A 19,068-nucleotide genomic window follows, 5' to 3' on the forward strand; every position below is an offset into this window, starting at 1 on the left:
CCCGACGCTCAACGAAGCGTTAGAGCGCGGGGCTTCTTTTCGATTCTGCTAAAACTGCAAAGTCTTCTTTGTCATAATTTAAACAATTGACTCTCAACAATCAATGGTGAACTCTACCTTGACTGACACTCTCTATGTCAACCCAGCAACAGGAAATGATACCAATCCTGGTTCGCGGTTGAGTCCGTTTAAAACCATCACCCGTGCCTTGAAGGCAAGCAAAGCCCCCGCGACGATCAACTTAGCATCTGGCACTTACAGCACCGCTACTGGTGAGGTGTTTCCCCTAGTCATACCTGCGGGGGTGACATTGATGGGGAATGAAGCCAAAAAAGGTGCAGAAATTCTGATTTCTGGAGGCGGCGATTATCAAAGTCCCAGCTTTGGTGTGCAAAATATGACGCTACTCTTGCTAGATAATGCTAGCCTCTTGGGTGTGACTGTGACAAATCCCACAGCAAAAGGTACTGGTGTTTGGATTGAATCGGCTGCACCAACTGTAGCTAATAATACTTTGATTAATTGTGGACGAGAAGGTGTATTTGTTACAGGTAATGCCAAACCTGTAATTTTAGATAACGTGTTTTTGCAAAACTCTGCTAGCGGTTTGGTAATGGCACGTAACGGCAAGGGAGAAGTGCTGGGGAATGTTTTCCAAAGAAACCCCTTGGGTATTGCCATTAGCGATTTTGCCGCGCCTTTGATTGCTAACAATAAATTATCAGAAAATACTACAGCGATCGCCCTCTCACGCGATGCCAAACCAGTGCTGCGTCAGAATTCGATTACCAAAAACACCCAAGGTGGTTTGTTGGTAAATGGCAATGCAATTCCTGATTTAGGTAACACTCAAGATCCGGCAAACAACATTTTTCGCGACAATAGCGAATTTGATTTACAAAACGCTACATCGCAAAAGTTGCTGTCTGTGGGAAATCAGTTGAATGCTACCCAAGTCAAAGGGGCGGTAGAATTCATTGCTGCTACTGTAGAGACCTCCAATCCGATATTTGGTAGCAGTTTCGCCGATCTCAGTGGACATTGGGCAGCGGCTTTCGTGGAAGCATTGGTAAGCAAAAACTTGATTAGCGGCTTTCCCGATGGGACTTTCGGCCCAGATGCCCGCATCACTCGCGCCCAATACGCTGCCCTGATTGCCAAAACTTTTCAGTTGCCCAGTAGCAACCAAGCACGTAGTTTTACAGATGTCAAGCCAGATTTTTGGGCGGCATCAGCAATTTTAAGTGCAGCCAATATGGGCTTTATTAGTGGCTTTCCGGATGGTACATTTCGACCAGGACAAAATTTGACAAAGGTGCAAGCAATTGTATCTATTGTGAATGGTTTGAAATTGAGTGGAGGCAACCCAAATGTGTTGAGTATATACCGCGATCGCGCCCAAATTCCCAGCTATGCCACCAATCCTGTGGCAGTGGCTACGCAAAAATTACTAGTGGTGAATTATCCCCAAACCGCACAATTAGAACCACTACGAGATATCACTCGCGCAGAGGTAGCGGCATTAATTTATCAAGCTTTGGTGACAAGTGGTAAGGAAAATGCGATCGCATCTCCCTACATTGTCAGTCCTGAAGCTGATGTGCCCTCCTTCACCGATATTGTGGGGCATTGGGCAGAACCATTTATCCGGGCATTAGTGAGTATGGGTTTTACCCAAGGTTTCGCCGATGGCAGCTACCAACCAAATAAACCGATGACTCGTGCCCAGTATGCAGCTTTAGTGGCAACAGCCTTTAATCCTACTCCCAAACGCCCGGCCCCCGATTTTACCGATGTCGCCCAGGATTTTTGGGGATACAAAGCGATTCAAATCGCTGCTAGTGGAGGCTTTGTCAGCGGATTTAACGATCGCACCTTCCGCCCTCAGCAAAATGTGCAACGTTTACAAGTAATTGTCTCGCTAGTAAACGGTTTAGGACTAGCAACCGCCGACAGCAATTTTTTAAATGCATATAGCGATAGTCAAACTATTCCTGAATATGCTCAAAAAGCTGTGGCAACTGGAACAAAACAAAGAATCATCGTCAATCATCCAGATCCCAAACTCCTCGCACCCACGCGAGAAGCAACAAGGGCAGAGGTGGCAGCAATGGTTTATCAAGCATTAGTCAGCATTCAGCGAACATCTGCGATCAATTCCCCTTATATAGTGTTGCATTCTAGCAGTTGACAAGTAAAATGAAAAACACTGCCTATCGGCTTGGCAACTCTTGGCAAAAAAACCATGTAGTGAAAAGCACGTTAGGCTATATGCGATGGGTGCAAAACTTATACCTATTGCCTAAAGCAAATAGCCCATGTTAACAACAGCACTGGATACTTCAGCCCTTGATACTGCCCCTGAACTGGCGATCGCCCTATTAACTCACTATAGTTTCGATCTCAGTGGCTATAGTGCCAATGAGTTAGTAGAACGTTGGCAAACTCAATATCCGATTAATTGGCTACACTTAGCAGTAATTGAAGCACTGTATCAAGGTCGCTACAAAGGGGTTTCCGTGCAGCAAATCTTAGTATTTTGGCAACGGCGAGGACAAGCCACTTATCATTTCAACATGGAATTTGAACGCCTAATTTGTAGCAAATTCCCTGAAAGCCTCACTGCGGTGACTCCACCAGCCCCAGCATCAGCCAGAAAAAATCCCACCTTTGAGAAAGTTACGAGTCTGCAACTACCACCTGCAAAGAAAAGCAACACTACACCTTTACAGTTGGTAAGTGCAGAACAACAGATATCTGTCAATCAACCAGAAGTTCAACAGGAAAATAAGGACAACGAAAGCGTCCCGAAATCATCAACTTCTGAGGAATTGATCAACTCAACACCCCGTCAACTAGCATCTTTTGTCAAGCAAAAGCTAACTATTAATCCCCCTGCAACCTTTAATCAACCAACAAAACTACTCCCCCCAGCGGTTAACCATCCTCCAATCGGACAGTTTACCCCAGAAAAATGCGATCGCTTCGAGTCTTTCACCTCAAAACTCAAAGCGATATCTGGCGACTCTGATGGGTAGGTTTTTGGGGCAGGGGGATGAGGGGGATGAGGGGGATGAGGGGGATGAGGGGGATGAGGGGGACGCGGGGACGCGGAGACGCGGGGACGCGGAGACGCGGGGAATAATCAATGACAAATGACAATTCCCTCAATTCCCAATTCCCCATTCCCCATTCCCAATATTTCCTAAAAGTTATAAGTTACGTCTGATGTGAATTAGAATACCGTTGATGAATGCAACAATAGCCCTCATCTCCCAACCTCTTCTCCCAAGTGTGGGAGAAGAGGAGCAATTTCAAAGTCCCTCTCCCAGTTTGGGAGAGGGATTTAGGGTGAGGGCAAAGATTTATGACATCAGCAAGACCAATTTTTCCCAACTTAATTCACATTAAACGTAAGTTATGATTTATGAGTTTTATTCCCAACCCCTAACTCTTAACTTTCAAAGGTAGATTTTTCATATTCAGTCCGAAATAAACCTATTTGTTCGTTCCAAAATCTTTCCCCGCGTCCCCGCGTCCCCGCGCGTCCCCGCGTCAATAAAACCAACCCCTAACCCCTACTTATATTGCTCGTGAATCTACGTCACCTGATTCCCTTTTTTAACAATACCGTCTCTAGCTGGGCGTTAGAGGCGCGGTTGTTGCGCTGGTTAACGTTGATTTGGCTATTTGTCGGCTTGATTATGTTATTTTCGGCATCATATCCCGTGGCCGATGCGAACTATGATGATGGTCTGTATTATATTAAGCGTCAACTGCTGTGGGTGCTAGTTGGCTTAATTGGATTCAATATTATTGTTAACCTCCCCGTGCGAAAAATTGTGGGGATATCTCCTTGGTTAGTGATACTGCTATTAGGATTAATTATTGTCACTCTGATTCCGGGGTTAGGAAAGACGGATCTTGGTTCAGCTCGTAGGTTACTAGGCCCAGTTCCCATTCAACCCTCTGAATTGATTAAACCCTTTTTGGTGTTGCAAAGCGCACAGATTTTTGGGCAGTGGGAACGGCTGAGTTGGCGGGTACGCTTGACTTGGCTGGGGATTTTTGGGTTTGTATTGTTGGGAATTCTTGTTCAGCCTAACTTGAGTACCACGGCGCTTTGTGGGATGACGATTTGGCTAATTGCTTTAGCTGCCGGGTTGCCATATAAATATTTGGGAGGAACTGCGATCGCTGGATTTTTGTTAGCGGTATTGAGTATTAGTATTAAAGAGTATCAGCGTAAGCGAGTTATGTCGTTCCTGAATCCTTGGGCTGATGCTACAGGAGATGGTTATCAACTGGTGCAAAGTTTGCTTGCAGTCGGTTCAGGAAAAACTTGGGGTGCGGGATTTGGGTTTTCTCAACAAAAGCTGTTTTATTTGCCAATTCAAGACACCGATTTTATTTTTGCTGTCTACGCTGAAGAGTTTGGCTTTGTTGGCAGTATCGTACTATTAGTACTATTGGCTATATTCGCTACGCTAGGATTAGTAGTGGCCCTCAAGGCTAAAAGTTCAGTGCATCGACTAGTGGCGATCGGTGTGACAATCTTGATGGTAGGGCAATCATTACTCCATATTGGCGTTGCTACTGGTGCTTTACCGACTACTGGTTTGCCTTTGCCTTTATTTAGTTATGGTGGTAATTCCATGATTGCCAGCTTGGTTGCAGCTGGGTTGTTGATTCGGGTAGCACGCGAGAGTAATGAAGCCGAGATAGTGCCGTTGCGAAAACCCCCTGGTGAAGATGGGCGCAGGCGTCGCATGTTTCAGAAAACTAAATAGCTTTTTTATTTAAAGTCGCCGCCAGCAAATGGGCGTAAACCACGAGATTTGAAAGATTGAGCGATCGCATCTTGTGCAGATTGTCTATACTTTTGCTGTCTTTGTGCTTCTAATTGCTTCTGTTCTTCGCTAAATATATCATGGTTTAAAGTTTGAATAGTTTCATCAATTTGCTGTCCATTAGTATTTTTTGCTATTGGATTATGCAAATTATTCACAATTTCTTGCAGACACTGCTCAAGATTGGATGATGAAAGAATCTCTTGGATTTTATCAGGAAGTTGCTCAATATTGTCGCCGATATTGATACCTTGAGCTTGTAATGTTTCTTTAACTGAATCTAAACGTCCCCGCGCAACATCATTTTGAGAGGTTGATGCACTCAATAATTCTTTGAGTTCGTTGAAAATATTAACAAATTTAGCTTGAGTAGCTTCTGGATGATTTTGTAGTTCTTCAGGAATGATACCCAAAAGTGAGAGAATATCGGATGCAGACTGAGGATTTGGTGGAGTTACTTGTGATGATGTGGTGATGTTAGAGAAAGTTGTTTTTGCTTGCTCTACTACCTGATTTATCTCAGGTTGAAGGTATTGTTTTGCTTCTGATTCTGAGATTTCAAAGGCAGAAATTGCAGTTAGAGAGACTTTTTTTTTGATGCCATTCACCGTACAAATGGTGAAACTTCCCCTAGTAAACTTGTGATTACTGGGGATGAGAAAATAACGCGATCGCTTAGAATCAATCCAAAGTGAATTTTGCTGTATACTGCTCATATAAACTTACTCTCTCTCTACACTGCACCAATTTAACTAGTTCCGTGGGTTTAAGTACCCAGTTCTATAATCAGCAATTTTTGTGTTGGGGTTGTCTTACAAAGTTGAGGCAGTGTGATCTTGGGGAGCCACTGCGTTGGACGGGTTTTCCGGCAGCCGCGCAAGTGGCGTGGTTTCCCCCATGAACAACTGCCGTCAGAGCGCAGGTTTCCCCCTGGTGACTTGGTGCTAAATCCCCATTACAAAACTTAATTACGTTAGCGTTAGCGTTAGCGAAGCGGTAGCGAGTCCTCGAGCGTCAGCGGTAGCGAGGTACGAGCGTCAGCGTAAAGCCTACGGCATAGCTTCGCTTAGAGCGACGCAGGAGCGTCGCGTCATTACGAATTACGAATTACGAATTATTTAATTAGCTCTTTGGACTTGTATACTTTTCAAATTTTGGTACATTTTATCACTCTTTATTCAATATAAAATTGCTCTGTGACTTCATCTCCATCCTCTGTAACTTCAACATATTCAAAGCTACTACTAATATTTTGTTCTTGGCACAATTGCCATAGTTCTTGTAACAATACTTTTACTTCGTCAAGTGTCTTGGACATATTACCTTCCAAGAGAAAACTAGGTGTTACTCCTTCAGTAGTCACCGAATTGTAAGAATACAAGTAAATTTGTTCGTTTTCGTATACTATTTCTTCACCGCTGAGCCTGATTTTAATATCCAAATCTTCTGTTTTTAGCCAATTTTTAAATATAGCGGCTACAACCTTGTAATCGCCAGAATTTATTGCTCCATAAAAGGCTATTTTATTCATTGTCTCAATTTCCTGTTACAGGTAAGTCAGGCTTGACATCAAATCGTCCGCCTCTAATTAAAACAGAGATAGATTCAACATTCAAATGAGGATATTTCTCGTTAATTGTCTTAGTGGTCTGTTTCAGTGGTTTGACAATATCAGACTTGGAACTTATGATGCCATTTAGCAAGGCATTCTGGAAAGTCTTACCTTGTGCATTATATTTTGTCGGGTTGGCTGCAATATCATTAGCTAATTGAACTAGTTCTTCATGGGATTTATCAGCTAAAGAAACTTTTGTATTATTTTCTTTTATTGTTATTTTGTCGTGGTATCGATCAATTAGTAATCGATCAAAAGCTGGTTCATCGACGAATGCAGCAATATCAACATCTTGAGCGGTAGTTTTCCGCAGTGATGAGCCTTGGATTCTGATATCATCGGCAGGAATGCCTGCTTGTCTTACACCTTTGAGTAAGTCTTGGCTAAATTCCTGAAACTCTTCTTTACTAGAAAACTTCTCTGGGTATCCCCGCTCTTTAATAACATTAGCCCAATGTTCCATTTGGCCAACAAGTTCATCAGCTGTGATGGCCTTAGCTTTTCTTGACCCTGTGTAAATTAAATCTTCAATAACTTTATCACTTAGTCCCAGTTCTTTCCCTTTCTTGATGATGGAGTCTAACTGGTCTTTAGTATAAGTAAGCTCAAACTTATCGGACTGGCTAGCTATTCTACTGTTAACAGCATTGAGTATTTGTTCGCCCTGTCTTGCTAACCCCATCTGGGATAGTTCTGCTTCAAATTTGGCTGCGGCGTCAGCTTTTTCATTTGGATCTTTTATTGCTTCAATTTCATCAAGACGCTGTTTGAGTTCGGGCTTTTGTTGAAGTAGATCTGCATATCTCTGTCTGATTTCTGCACAGTCTGAGCATTTATAGATTTTACCTGATTTGGGAATTTTAATGTCATGCCCGTCAGACGCTGACGCCTTAGCAACTATACCAGGTTCGATTTCTGGCTCGTCCATGTGAGTAGTGCGTCCACTTGGCCCTGCTACCGCAATATCTTCTTGTTCTCTGGTAGTCGTTGATATTTCATTTTCCGGTTTCAAACCTCTGGATGTGCCTGTATCTACATCAGATTTGGTATTACTTGATGTAACAGCTTCTTCTCCTAATCGTGCAAATTCAAACCCTGCTTTTTCTCGTTGCTTTCTGGTTGTGAAGTAACGATAATTCTTTTGAACTTCACCTAAATCTACGTTGTTTTTCTTCAGTTCGGTCTCGAACTGTTTCGTTTTCCCTTTTGTGGGTGCGTAGTGACCGCTTTGATCTATTATTTCCTTGATGACACCATTTTCTACCTTGATTTCGCCCGCAGAGGCAACTGGGCGACCAGCCATAAACGACGAGTGATGTTGAACTTGGTCTGAACCAGCTGTGTAGATGTTACCATCCTTATCCATCACGTACATGACATAACCCTTAGCTCCATGTGCAGAGGAGTCTAAAGTGTGAAGTGGAGAACCATCTGACTTTAGCAACTTGCCGTTCTCGAATTGAACTTTGTACTGTAGCCGCTCTTGAGCTGTCTTGAGGTAGTCCACAGAGTTGAGTTTATCCGTAGCGGCAAAAGATTTTAACATGCCGATAGTCTTATACTTACTGCCTCCAAGACCTCGAAGACGCGTTAGAAGATTAGCAAAACGTGATTTTAAGGAACTAGTTGGGGATGTCGAGGGAGATTGGTCTGTTGCGGTCTGTTCCGGTTTCTTACCTGCTGTGACTGGGGAGTCTGGTGGTAAAATTTCGTCCCACACTTCTTTCCTGGGAACGGTTGGAGATGCTGGTAGGATTTCATCTCCCACTTGCTGATTGGCTCTAGATGGAGAGGTGGAGGGGCCTGCTTCTGGAATTCCTTCATCTGCTAGTTTGAGTAGTTTAAGAATGTCATTGGGATTTTCCCAATCCATCTTGTATTCATTCTCAGCATCGTATTGCTTAGTTGCTTGTTCGAGTTTTTCTTTGGAATTAGATGTGTTAGCAGTTTCTTTTGGTACATTCATCGGTTCACAGTCAGAGCAGCGAACGACGCGACCATCTTTGAGGACTTTGATTTCATGTCCATCAGCTGCTGTCTGTTTGGCAACGACACCAGGCTCGATTTCTGGCTCATCCATGTGAGTGGTGCGATCGCCGCCCACAGTTTCTTGCGGAACTTTCACGTCTGTTTGTTGTGATTTAACACCAGGCAGTTCCGTATCAGTTTTAGCACCAGTGGGTGTATCTACTTCTGGGCTAGTACCTCTGGGTAGTTGCGTTTGTGGTTCTGGGCTAGTACCTCTGGGTAGTGAGGTTTCCGGTGCTTTGACATCGGGACTACCGACTGTCGGGGTATCGACTTTACTACCAGTTCCCCTAAACGTATCTACTGCTCCTCTACCAAAACGTTCTCCAGCTTGGAAATTCCTGGTTTGCATACTTTCGATGCCGCGCCCCAGTTTACCAAGTTTACCCAGGGCCTCTTTACTGACGGCAGCACCAACACCACCCGCGATCGCCGCTCCAATCAAAATACCTTCGACTGTAATCGGCTGTCCAGTCGCTAAGTTACCGAATATACCACCAGCGATATCGAAAGCGACATCTATACCTACCCTACCCGCCAATTGAGTCAACCCTGTGCCGAGTTTGCCTGCTTGGGCGAGGGCGTTACCAGCTAAACCACCAAGTCCACCCAGCGCCCCCCCAATCGCCCCAGCGAGCATGGCTTTACCTACACCATCGAGCAAGTTCTTGCCGTCAATCAGGTTGTTACCCATCTGGATGACAGCACCGGCGATCGCGCCCACAATTGCGCCGCCGACAATTGCCCCAATTCCCCCCGCAATGGCGGCACTAGCTCCCAACGCCGCCGCTGCCGCACCAACTGCACCAATCACAGCCGGGGCAAAAACGATCGCCACAGCAATTACAGCTACAACCAACAAGACTTTGGCTAATGTCTTGAAGAAACTCACTCCGCGTGGTTCTTCTTTGGCTGCGGCTTCATCGGCGTATTTCTGGATATCAGTTTCTAAAGTCGGTTCTTTGCCGCCTTGGATTGCTCCTTTTAAGCCGTCCTCTAGGTCTTTGACGCTCTTTTGCAGGCTAGTTTCGAGAGTTTCGTTATATTTATCGAAAGCGGTTTGAGAGCCTTGGGTGGCTTCATTAAAGCCTTGGACGGCGGCGTCGGTGGTTTGTGTAACCACTGTGGTTAAGGTTTGCTGAATCTGGCTGAAGGTATCTGTAGCGCCTTGTTTAAGGTTAGTTAAGCTAGTTTTGGCATCTTGAGTCACAATAGCTGACTCCTCAAGTCCTTTTTGAGCCATTGCAGATACTGCACCAACTACTTGCTGCCCTCCTTGGCTGATACCTTGTGCTGATGCTGTGATCCCTTGCTCGGTTTTTTCTTGAGCGATCGCCACAGCATTATCAAACTGTGCCAAGATTTCTGCGAGGACTGGGCTTAACTCATCTGGGTTCGGTGCTGGCGTGTCTTGGAGTTGGCTTTGAGTCTCTTGTAGTGTAGTTTGGAGATTGGTTGCTGCTTCGTTGACTCCGTTTTGCAGTGAGGCGATCGCTTTTTGGGTATCTCGGTCGATGGCGGCGATTTGACCTTGAGCGTAACCTTCTAATAACTGTAACTGCGCGGCTTCTTGTTGGTTTAATGTTTGTAATGTATCTTGCTGAGTTTGGTTAGCCGCCTGAGTTAACTGAGTTTGAGCATCTGCTAATTGAGTCAGAACTTTTTGCTCAACCTCGGTCAAATTTTGCAGACTTTGTTTTTGCAGAGTTTGCAGTTGTTCACGAGACTGCTTAGCGATGCTATGAACATTTTCAATATCTTTTGGTTTCCCTTCTGGGACTTTATCGGCTTGTTTATTCGCTTCCTCAATTAAGCCTGTTTTGTATTGTCCTGCGACTTCTCTAGCTGCTTTTGCTCTAGCTTTGAGTCGGTTATCAGTTAGTGGCCCATCCCAGAAGTTGTCATCTTCACCCTTAATTTGAGATTCCCAGGCGGTGGCTTTTTGCTCACCAAAAGCGATCGCGTCATCTCCCACCTTCACCCCAGCAGCCCGGACTTGTTCAACAGTCCGGTTGTAAGCTTCCTCAACTTTAGCTAGCTGGTTTCTTTCTTGTTCATCTACTTTTTGCAGTGCGGTGGCGTGTTCTGTTTCGATTTTTTGCTTATTGGTGGCGACTAGTTGCGTCGTGGCTGCCACTCCTGCATCATACTGTGATTTGATGTGAGCGATCGCTGCTTGTGCTTCGGCTTGAGTTTGTTCCCGCTGTTGAGCAATTTGGGTACTCACAGCAGTTTTTTGTTGTGCAACTTGCGCCGTTACTAAAGCTTTGGCATTCTCAGCCCCTTCTTGGATACGCGGCGAGATTCCTTGCCCTATCTCTGTAATTTTCTGTACGCGCACCGCTGCTTCGGCAAAAAAGTTATTAGCTACACTACTAGCCGCCGCTGCTTGCTCTTGGGCAAAGTCAGTATCATCCTCTCCCTGCTCAACTCCTTCCTGTTCCGGAGGTGCAAAGTTAATGCCTGATGATACTAATGCTGCTGTGCCATTACTGATGACATTTTGTTGTACTTGTGATTCTACAGCTTCTGCTGTGGCATCTTCTTTTTCTGCCACAGTCTCAGGGGTGACAGCAGCAGTTATGGCTTCTGGATTTTGGGGGTTGAGTTGCTCTGTAGGGGGCGTTTGTGCAGGTGCTGGGGTTTCTACGCCTTGGGCTGTGACATCATTACCTGGTTCTGTGCTGGGTTGAGTTGGGGTTTGTTCGCCTTGATTTACAGGAGTTTCAGGGTTCTGTGGATTTTGGTTAGTTGCTTCCTCTGCCGTTTCTGGAGGTATATTTTCTGAGCCTTCTGCTTTTTGATCTTCTTTATCTTCTTTTTTAGTGTCTTCAACCTCAGCCTCAGCCGCTTTCAATGGCTGGTTTTCGGGGCTAGGTTCATCTTCTGTTTTAGTATCTTCAACCTCAGTGTTTGCCGCTTTTAATGGCTGGTTTTTGGGGCTAGGCTCATCTTCGCCGTTCTCTTGTTCTGCGGTTTTTTCACCTTCTGTCGAGGGTTGATCCTGTGGTGCGGCGATTTCAACGGAATTTTCCGACTCAGGATTTTCTAAATCTGCCCCCTCTTCTTTAGCTAAGCGCATTTTTTCTAAAACTTCAGCCTGCGCTTGGGGATCGTCGTCTGGTGGTGGTTCTACGCCTCCAGTATCACTAGGAGACTGTTCGCTAACAGTGTCTTGATTTGAGTTACCTTGAGTAAGTTCCTCACTGACATCTGCATTTTCATTCTCTAAAGATTCGGCCGCAGGCTCTGTGGTTTGCTGAGATTGATTATTTAAAGCTGATACATCACCAGGAAGTTGGGGAGTGCTACCGGGGAGTTCTTTGGCTTGGAGAAGTTGTTCGCTATTTTCTTGTTCTTGCTCGCATTCTGAGCAAACCCGTTGAACATCAGCTTGAGGCTGGATAGAGTTGCCTTTTTGTTGGATGACATGCGTTAATTCATGAGCGAGTAATTCTTTGCCTGCGTTACTCCCTGGTGTATATTCACCTTGGCGGAAGAAAATATCTTGTCCTGTGGTGAAAGCGCGAGCTTGGATAGATTGGTTGAGTTGATCTGAGCGAGAATCGCTATGGATTTTAACACTACTAAAGTCAGCCCCAAATGCTTGCTCCATGGGTTGGCGGATATCGTCTGACATCGACTCACCACCGCCCCGTGACTCTTGGATGGAAGTTTCTATATCGGGTGTGGCTGCCATTTCCCCGCCGCCTTTGCGTTGTACCACGGGAGTTACGGTATCCGCCAGAGATTTCATTTGTAAATTGTCTGCTGGTGGGGCTGGCAATTCTTCTTGTGGTTGAGATTGTAAATTTACAGGTTCGCTGAGTTTCCGCATTACCTGCTGTGCGACTCTATCGGCTTCCTGTTCGTAAATGTCTCCTGGCTGATTAATCTTGAGTTTGGCTTGGGGACGATGCAAGGATATGCGGCTAATGTCGTGGCTGAGGGGTTTGTACGCAGGTTGTACTTGGGAAATGTTTGTTTCTTGAGTTGCTGGCAATTCCTCTGGCTGTACTAAGGGAGGGGTGGAATTAGCCAAGGATTTCATTTGTAAATTTTCTTCTTCAGCTCGCAATTCCTCTCGCTGCACTGGCAAGGATTCTGTTTGTGAGTCTTCTTCTTGCTCTTCGGCTTCACAAGTTGCACATTTGGTTTGTACAATATCGTCTTGGTCGTCTGTGTGCGATTCTTCTGGGCTGATGACTGGTTGGGGTGCAACCATCCGCATCAATCTTTGTGTTACCCAATGCGGTTGGTGCCCGTAAGGAGTTTCGCTTGGAGTGGTGGCGTTTTCTACCTGTGAACGACGCAGGGAAATACGGCTAATGTCGTGAGTTGGAGGTAATTCTGAGGACTGTTCGCTTTGAGGTTGTTCTTCTTGGAGGGATGACTCTTGCTCAACAGTGTCTGGTTGTAAACCAAAGCCTCGTGTGGGAGAAGCCAGTGTAGGAATTGTTGATGAACTCAGCGATGAATTCATCAGACTTGATTTCGCTGCTTTTTTGCTTTTGGGCATTATGCGATCGCTCATCTGACTCTATCCTTCCTGTAATGGCTGATGGTGTCAAGTGCTTTACCAGACTGATACTCTGTCAAATTGAAGCAGGGAATTTTGAAGGCTGCAAAGTTGCTGTGACAGAGGACTAAAGACAAGGTGTATCTTTAGTGTTTTGAATTTAAATATTAAATAAATTACCTAAATTCTTATATTTCCACGCTCATTGCAAAATCTAGCTGCGGGCAATCTCACATATTCTCGCATTCATTGTGACTTTTATTTTTTAGACTTTAGTCTAGATTTAACACGCAAAGTGCTTGATTTAATTTTGCAGTGGGCGATCGCATTCTCTAGCAGCCCATCTCTAAGTTCCAGTCTTACCTTGGGCTGAATCGTCATACACATTAGTTTTACTTATTCAGACTTGCTCAAGGGTTTTTCCAAAAAATGTATCTAATAATACGGTTTTTTTAATAATGATCAATTTTATGGGTATCTTTCTGTGCGCGATCGCAAAAGTTTTCGGTCTACTGAATTTCTAGTTTTGGGTTAGGCTTGCTTTGGCAACCCAGACATTCATTTTGATTACTTACGATTGTTTGTTATATTAATCAATTACTATAAACCAAATAACAAATCTTAGCAAAAATTGCTATTAATTACAAAACCATTAAATATGTATCTTTTCCTTCCACTGGTAAAACTCGCAATTTCTGATTGACTAAATCAGGTTCTAATCCTAAATCTTCTAAAGGGATTAATCCTAATAATGAATCTGAACCTTCTGGTAATTCAATACAATTAAAAGTCCCTTCTCTTCCTGCAACTGAAAGATTTAACATTTTAAAAATCCGAGCTTTTTGTACTCCTGTAGCTATTTTTACGTCTACCTCTCCTTGAAGAGGTAATCCCAAATCAAGAATAATATTTTCAGGTAAGCACAGCCTTGTTGCACGTGTGTCAACTAAAACATCATGTAAAATAATTGAGCGTATTTGTTCTACTGGAATAAATCCTCTTTCTGCAAGATTTTGGTCAATTTGGTTAGTAATAGTAATTGTAGTAGTTACTTTGCCCATTTTTTCACTATTGTTTTGCAATTAGTTGTTCTTTTTAGTTTATCTTATCTGATATCTTGCACCAGTCCCAAAAACCGCCATAGGTTAGAAACCTATGGCTAATAGCAAAAGTCCTCTCAAGAGGACTAAATCTCACAAAAAGCATAGATTTTAGTCCACTTAAGTGGACTTAACCTAATAAGAGCGAGAATTTATTCTCTGGCGGGAGATTGGGCAGGTGCAAGATCTAAGTTATTCCTTAGTTATATCTGCAATTTTGTTGTTACATTTGTTTACCTGTTCTTAGTATATTCTTTGAGGTGCAAGATATAAGTCATTACGAATTACGATCGCGTTCTAAATCATCAATCACTTTTTGCAGATACCATTCTTCAGGCATCCCCGGATAGTAATCTTGCTTCTGTTCTATTAGCCGTTGGGCGATTTCCCAATATCCTCCAACCATTCGCAGCAAGCGTTGATGTAATAATTTAGACTTTTGTTTGGCTAATTCTGGGTTCAATCTGCGGATTTTCTCTAGGCTATTTAAAACTTCTTGGTAATTTCCCCAGTCTTCTTGTTCACAAAAGATACTTGCTGCTCGCTGATAATCTTCTACAGCGTGTTGCATTTCTTCTAAAAATGTATAGGCAATGCCGCGATTGTAATAAGCTTGAGCATCATCAGGATTGATTTGCAGTGCTTGAGTGTAGTCTTGAATAGCATCAAGATAATTACCCATTGCTCGATAAACATTGCCTCTGGCAACATATATTAAAGTATCCTGGGGTTGGATTTGCAGTGCTTGGTTAAAGTCAGCGATCGCACCTTGATGATCACCTAATAAAGAACGTGCTTTACCCCGGTTGCGATAGACAATGGCATCTTGAAAATTGAGCTTTAATGCTTGATTAAAATCTGCGATCGCATCTCGATAATTTCCTATTTTGCAACGCACCACGCCCCGACAGCAATAGGCTTGGGCATCTTGTGAATCGGCTTGCAATATCCAGTTTAAATCTGCAAGTGCTGCTTGTGTATCTCCTTGTTCGGCTTTTTCTAATAGTTGCGTGAAATAATCTTTAGTAGAAATAATAGGCGCAATTGTAGGACTTTTTTGTTGGGCTACTGGTTTTTCTGGGGGTTTTAGCTGTTTAATTCTCTCTAAACAAAGACGACAATTTTCCTGATCTTTTTGTTCGAGATATAATTGTGCGGCTTGTTTGAAATTGGCGATCGCATCTTGAATATACCCTTGTTTGCGTCTAATTATCCCCCGCAAATTATAAGCTGCGGCATAATTGTAATTGAGGCGGATTGCTTGTTCAACATCATCTAGCGCCCCTGGTAAATTTTTTAGTGCTAAGCGCGCCAACCCACGGCAATAATACGCCTCTACACTTTGGGGATTGAGCTTGATAACTTCAGTATAATCTGAGACAGCTTGAAGAATCGCTCCTGAGTCGTAATACGCCAAACCACGTTGTAAATAGGCTTGGGTAGAGTTAGGTGTTAACTGCAAAACACGATTAAATTCCTCTATAGCTCCACCGTAGTCTTTTTGTTTAGCTTTCTCCAATCCCTTATTGTAAAGTTCGTCATTCATGGCATTAATTTAATTAACTCAACTACTTGATATCAAAGGATGCACTCACCGCGCTTTTTGGGCAGGGAACAGGGAACAGAGATAATTAAGCCGTCCACAGCAGGATTTTTACCAAGAAGACGCGGAGACGCGGGGAAGGGGAGACGCGGAGCGCGACCCTTATCGAGGTCGAAGCACTGGTCAAAAGCCCCCGAATGCGAGTCGTGGAGGCAAAAAATGTTTTCCTTGCTTGAATCCCCTAGCTTTATTTATGGGGACTCTCCGCGTCCCCGCGTCCAAACGTCTCCGCGTCCTCATCAACTAACTTTACCCACGGTTAAATAGTTCACAACAAAGGTATAAAAATATCTCCTCCCTCACTCCCTACTCCCCACTCCCCACTCCCCACTCCCCACTCCCCACTCCCCACTCCCCACTCCCCATTTTATGATGAAAATATCTCTTCTCCCTACTCTCCACTCCCCATTTTATCTTGATGAAAATTAGAACTATCACAACAGGAATCTCACTTCAATCTCCACAAGAACAAGAAACAATTAAACAAGCTGCTGACTTTAACCAGCAAGCAAAAACTATTTTTGCACAACAAGGATATGAAGTTCAAACAACTAGAATAGCCACAAATGCTTGGGAAGAATATCTCCAAGGATGTTCACAAATTGAAATCATTAATCAAGTAGCATCTCTAGAACATCTTTGTCAGAGTTTGAATGTTCAATTTTTTAATATTGGCTATGCCAGCCAACCTCAAACAATAGATATCATTCCAGATATTAATAAAAATACATCAAATATTTACTGTTCAACTAAAATAGGCGATCGCCAAACTGGTATTAATTTTGAAAATGCTTGGGCATCAGCAAAAGTTATTAAACGTATTTCTCAAGAAACCGAAAATGGCTATGGTAATTTTCGCTTTTGTGCTTGGGCAAATTGCCAACCAGGTATCCCATTTTTCCCTACTGCATACCATGCAGGCGAAACATCTTTTGCGATCGGATTAGAATTGGGTAACTTAGTAATGCAAGCTTTTTCTCAAGATCATAATCTGCAAACAGCAGAAAAGCATCTCCAATTACTCTTAGAATTAGAGTTAAGTAAAGTTGCTGCGATCGCTGAACAAATATCCGCAAAATATACTATTAAATATCAAGGAATTGACACTTCTCTTGCACCATCCTTAGACAAACAAAATAGTATCGCTTTTGCCTATGAAACCTTAATGGGTAGAAAATTTGGATATCAAGGAACACTAGCAATATCTGGGATGCTAACTCGTGTTTTGAAAAATGTTTCTGTAAAAATTTGTGGCTACTCTGGTTTAATGTTACCAGTTTGTGAAGATGTTGGCTTAGCTACTAGAGCTAACGAGCAAACCTATGATCTGACAAATTTATTATTATATTCAGCAGTTTGTGGTTGTGGACTAGATACAATTCCTATTCCCGGTGATGTCACAATTGATCAGATAGCAGCACTATTAATTGATATGGCAACTTTAGCTATTAAGTTAGATAAACCTTTATCAGCACGTTTATTTCCAATTCCTGGAAAAAAAGCAGGGGAAATGAGTATATTCAATTCCCCTTATCTTGTAGATTGTAAAATATTTACGATTAATTAGAAAAGCTAGTTTGAGAATTATTATTCTGAAAGCAAGCTAGGAGAAGTCAGAACAAACACATCTCTGATTCCTTGATTATCTGTTTGAGGTTTAATAGGGGTAGTAAAGTGGAAAAATTCATGGTCATTGACCAATATTAATTCACCTGGATACAGAACTTTATTAAAAACAGGCTTTTCTTTCTTGGCGGTATATAAATGAGTTTCTCCACCTTGAATATTGTCTCTATCAACAGAGAAAATACCAATAAAATCAGTACCATCTCTATGAATACCTTCAGGCGCAGGATTTCCCAAACTATTTGGTGAACAGGTAGTTCTGATTTGATGAACTCCGATTTCAGCTTCAGGATGGAGTCTACAAGAATCGATAAATGCCAGCACAAGATCTTGAAAAATATCAAGTTCTATCAGTGCATCATCTAATTCTGCAAACTCTCTTCTAATATCACCCAATAATGGATTATATTCTTTACTTTGGAAGAGATAGCCATGAGGTAGTTTGATTACCTTATCTTCAGAAATCATAAACCGAGATAATCTTCTCGAACGATAATTTCCCTTGATATAAGGATCAATAGGCATATCGTTAAAAAATGGCTTGAAACCTTCTGGATTAATCGAATTTACTTTTCTTAAGGTAAATAGAAAAGCATATTCTAGTTCTGTTGCTTCTCGTACTTTTTGCATAGGACTCAACCTCCTTGCATATTTCAACTCTCCCATATTTTTCTTTATGAGAGGCTTATATCATCAAGTATATGCTTATTTTTGTTAAAATGTCGTTAATTTGACTACAAAATTTGACAAATCGTGATAGAGAGAATCTGTCTAAATATAGAGGTTGAATGCAGATCAAAGGAAATATGAAACAGGAGAAACTAAGCTACCCACAAAGGGTAAAATAAACTTCTACAAAGCTTTTTTGTGTATCTTAATTTACTAATTACACCCGGGCTGAATCTAAGTACGAAAATAATTTGTGTGATTGCAAAACAATTGTAGAGACACACCATGTTAATTAGCAAAGCCCAAATTACGAATTACGAATTACGAATTATTATGATTGATTGGCTTTACCGTTACCCACCCTTATATCCTGGTATTTTGCTAAAGCGCTACAAGCGTTTTTTTGCCGATGTGCAATTGGTTTCTGGCGAAGTTGTGACAGCCCACTGTCCAAACACAGGGCCCATGACTGGGGTATCAACTCCTGGTAGTGCGGTACAGCTTTCCAAAAGCGACAATCCTAACCGCAAATTGGCTTACACTCTAGAGTTGATTCAAGTACATGATAACGAACCAACTTGGGTAGGCGTGAATACTGCCTTGCCAAATCGAGTAGTGAAGCTAGCTTTAGCACAACACCTCTTTCCAGAACTAGGCGACTATAGCCAAATTAAGACTGAAGTAGTTTATGGGCAAGACAAAAAAAGTCGAGTTGATTTTTGGCTAACAGGCATTGACATCTTGCCAATTTACTTAGAAGTCAAAAACACAACTTTGGCACAGAAAACTCTAGCCTTATTTCCCGACACAGAAACCACAAGAGGACAAAAACACATCAGAGAATTAATGGCATTGCTGCCTCTAACGCGGGCAGTGATGTTTTATTTTATCAATCGTGGAGATTGTACCGAGTTTGCTCCTGGTGATAGTACAGACCCCATATATGGTAAGTTATTGCGGGAAGCGATCGCCCTCGGCTTAGAAGTTCTACCTTGTCGTTTCGACATCTCTCCAGAAGGCATCCGTTATTTAGGTTTAGCAAGACTGGAAATTTAACT

At 42.8% G+C, this 19,068-nt stretch carries 12 protein-coding genes; 6 read left to right on the plus strand and 6 right to left on the minus strand.

The genetic code is table 11. The features are described 5' to 3' along the window. Positions 1-103: 103 nt before the first annotated feature. The 3 genes from AC5JMF_RS01335 (at position 104) to AC5JMF_RS01345 (ending at position 4,790) form a co-directional block, all read left to right on the plus strand. Positions 104-2,191 (plus strand): S-layer homology domain-containing protein, encoded by a 2,088-nt coding sequence (locus AC5JMF_RS01335; RefSeq protein WP_495793920.1) that lies wholly within the window; start codon positions 104-106, stop codon positions 2,189-2,191. A 127-nt stretch (positions 2,192-2,318) separates the two neighbouring features. Continuing rightward, entirely contained in the window at positions 2,319-3,038 is a 720-nt protein-coding gene (locus AC5JMF_RS01340; RefSeq protein WP_495793921.1) for a hypothetical protein, read from the plus strand. 555 nt (positions 3,039-3,593) lie between these two features. Beyond that, positions 3,594-4,790, plus strand: a complete 1,197-nt coding sequence (locus AC5JMF_RS01345; protein WP_495793922.1) for an FtsW/RodA/SpoVE family cell cycle protein — start codon at positions 3,594-3,596, stop codon at positions 4,788-4,790. A 5-nt stretch (positions 4,791-4,795) separates the two neighbouring features. On the opposite strand, the gene AC5JMF_RS01350 is transcribed toward AC5JMF_RS01345, so the two are convergent. The 3 genes from AC5JMF_RS01350 to AC5JMF_RS01360 all read right to left on the minus strand — a co-directional run bounded on the left by AC5JMF_RS01350 (position 4,796) and on the right by AC5JMF_RS01360 (position 12,976). Continuing rightward, complete coding sequence (locus AC5JMF_RS01350; RefSeq protein WP_495793923.1) at positions 4,796-5,566, minus strand: hypothetical protein; 771 nt, start codon at positions 5,564-5,566, stop codon at positions 4,796-4,798. 458 nt (positions 5,567-6,024) lie between these two features. Further along, entirely contained in the window at positions 6,025-6,381 is a 357-nt protein-coding gene (locus tag AC5JMF_RS01355; RefSeq protein WP_495793924.1) for a hypothetical protein, read from the minus strand. 4 nt (positions 6,382-6,385) lie between these two features. Then, complete coding sequence (locus AC5JMF_RS01360; RefSeq protein WP_495793925.1) at positions 6,386-12,976, minus strand: eCIS core domain-containing protein; 6,591 nt, start codon at positions 12,974-12,976, stop codon at positions 6,386-6,388. On the opposite strand from AC5JMF_RS01360, the gene AC5JMF_RS01365 reads away from it, so the two are divergent. Further along, positions 12,967-13,143, plus strand: a complete 177-nt coding sequence (locus AC5JMF_RS01365; RefSeq protein ID WP_495793926.1) for a hypothetical protein — start codon at positions 12,967-12,969, stop codon at positions 13,141-13,143. The genes AC5JMF_RS01360 and AC5JMF_RS01365 overlap by 10 nt on opposite strands. Positions 13,144-13,653: 510 nt before the next feature. On the opposite strand, the gene AC5JMF_RS01370 is transcribed toward AC5JMF_RS01365, so the two are convergent. Then, entirely contained in the window at positions 13,654-14,073 is a 420-nt protein-coding gene (locus AC5JMF_RS01370) for an aspartyl protease (RefSeq protein ID WP_495793962.1), read from the minus strand. 316 nt (positions 14,074-14,389) lie between these two features. Further along, positions 14,390-15,658, minus strand: a complete 1,269-nt coding sequence (locus AC5JMF_RS01375; protein WP_495793927.1) for a tetratricopeptide repeat protein — start codon at positions 15,656-15,658, stop codon at positions 14,390-14,392. A 475-nt stretch (positions 15,659-16,133) separates the two neighbouring features. On the opposite strand from AC5JMF_RS01375, the gene AC5JMF_RS01380 reads away from it, so the two are divergent. Beyond that, entirely contained in the window at positions 16,134-17,282 is a 1,149-nt protein-coding gene (locus AC5JMF_RS01380) for a DUF711 family protein (RefSeq protein ID WP_495793928.1), read from the plus strand. 20 nt (positions 17,283-17,302) lie between these two features. Here AC5JMF_RS01380 and AC5JMF_RS01385 read toward each other — a convergent pair whose 3' ends face one another. Further along, a complete protein-coding gene (locus AC5JMF_RS01385; RefSeq protein ID WP_495793929.1) occupies positions 17,303-17,971 on the minus strand; it encodes a 2OG-Fe dioxygenase family protein in 669 nt (222 codons plus the stop codon). A gap of 372 nt (positions 17,972-18,343) precedes the next feature. Here AC5JMF_RS01385 and sfsA point away from each other — a divergent pair, with 372 nt between their 5' ends. After that, positions 18,344-19,066, plus strand: a complete 723-nt coding sequence (gene sfsA, locus AC5JMF_RS01390) for a DNA/RNA nuclease SfsA (protein WP_495793963.1) — start codon at positions 18,344-18,346, stop codon at positions 19,064-19,066. The last annotated feature ends 2 nt before the right edge of the window (positions 19,067-19,068 follow it).

The sequence above is a fragment of the Desmonostoc vinosum genome, from assembly GCF_059505385.1.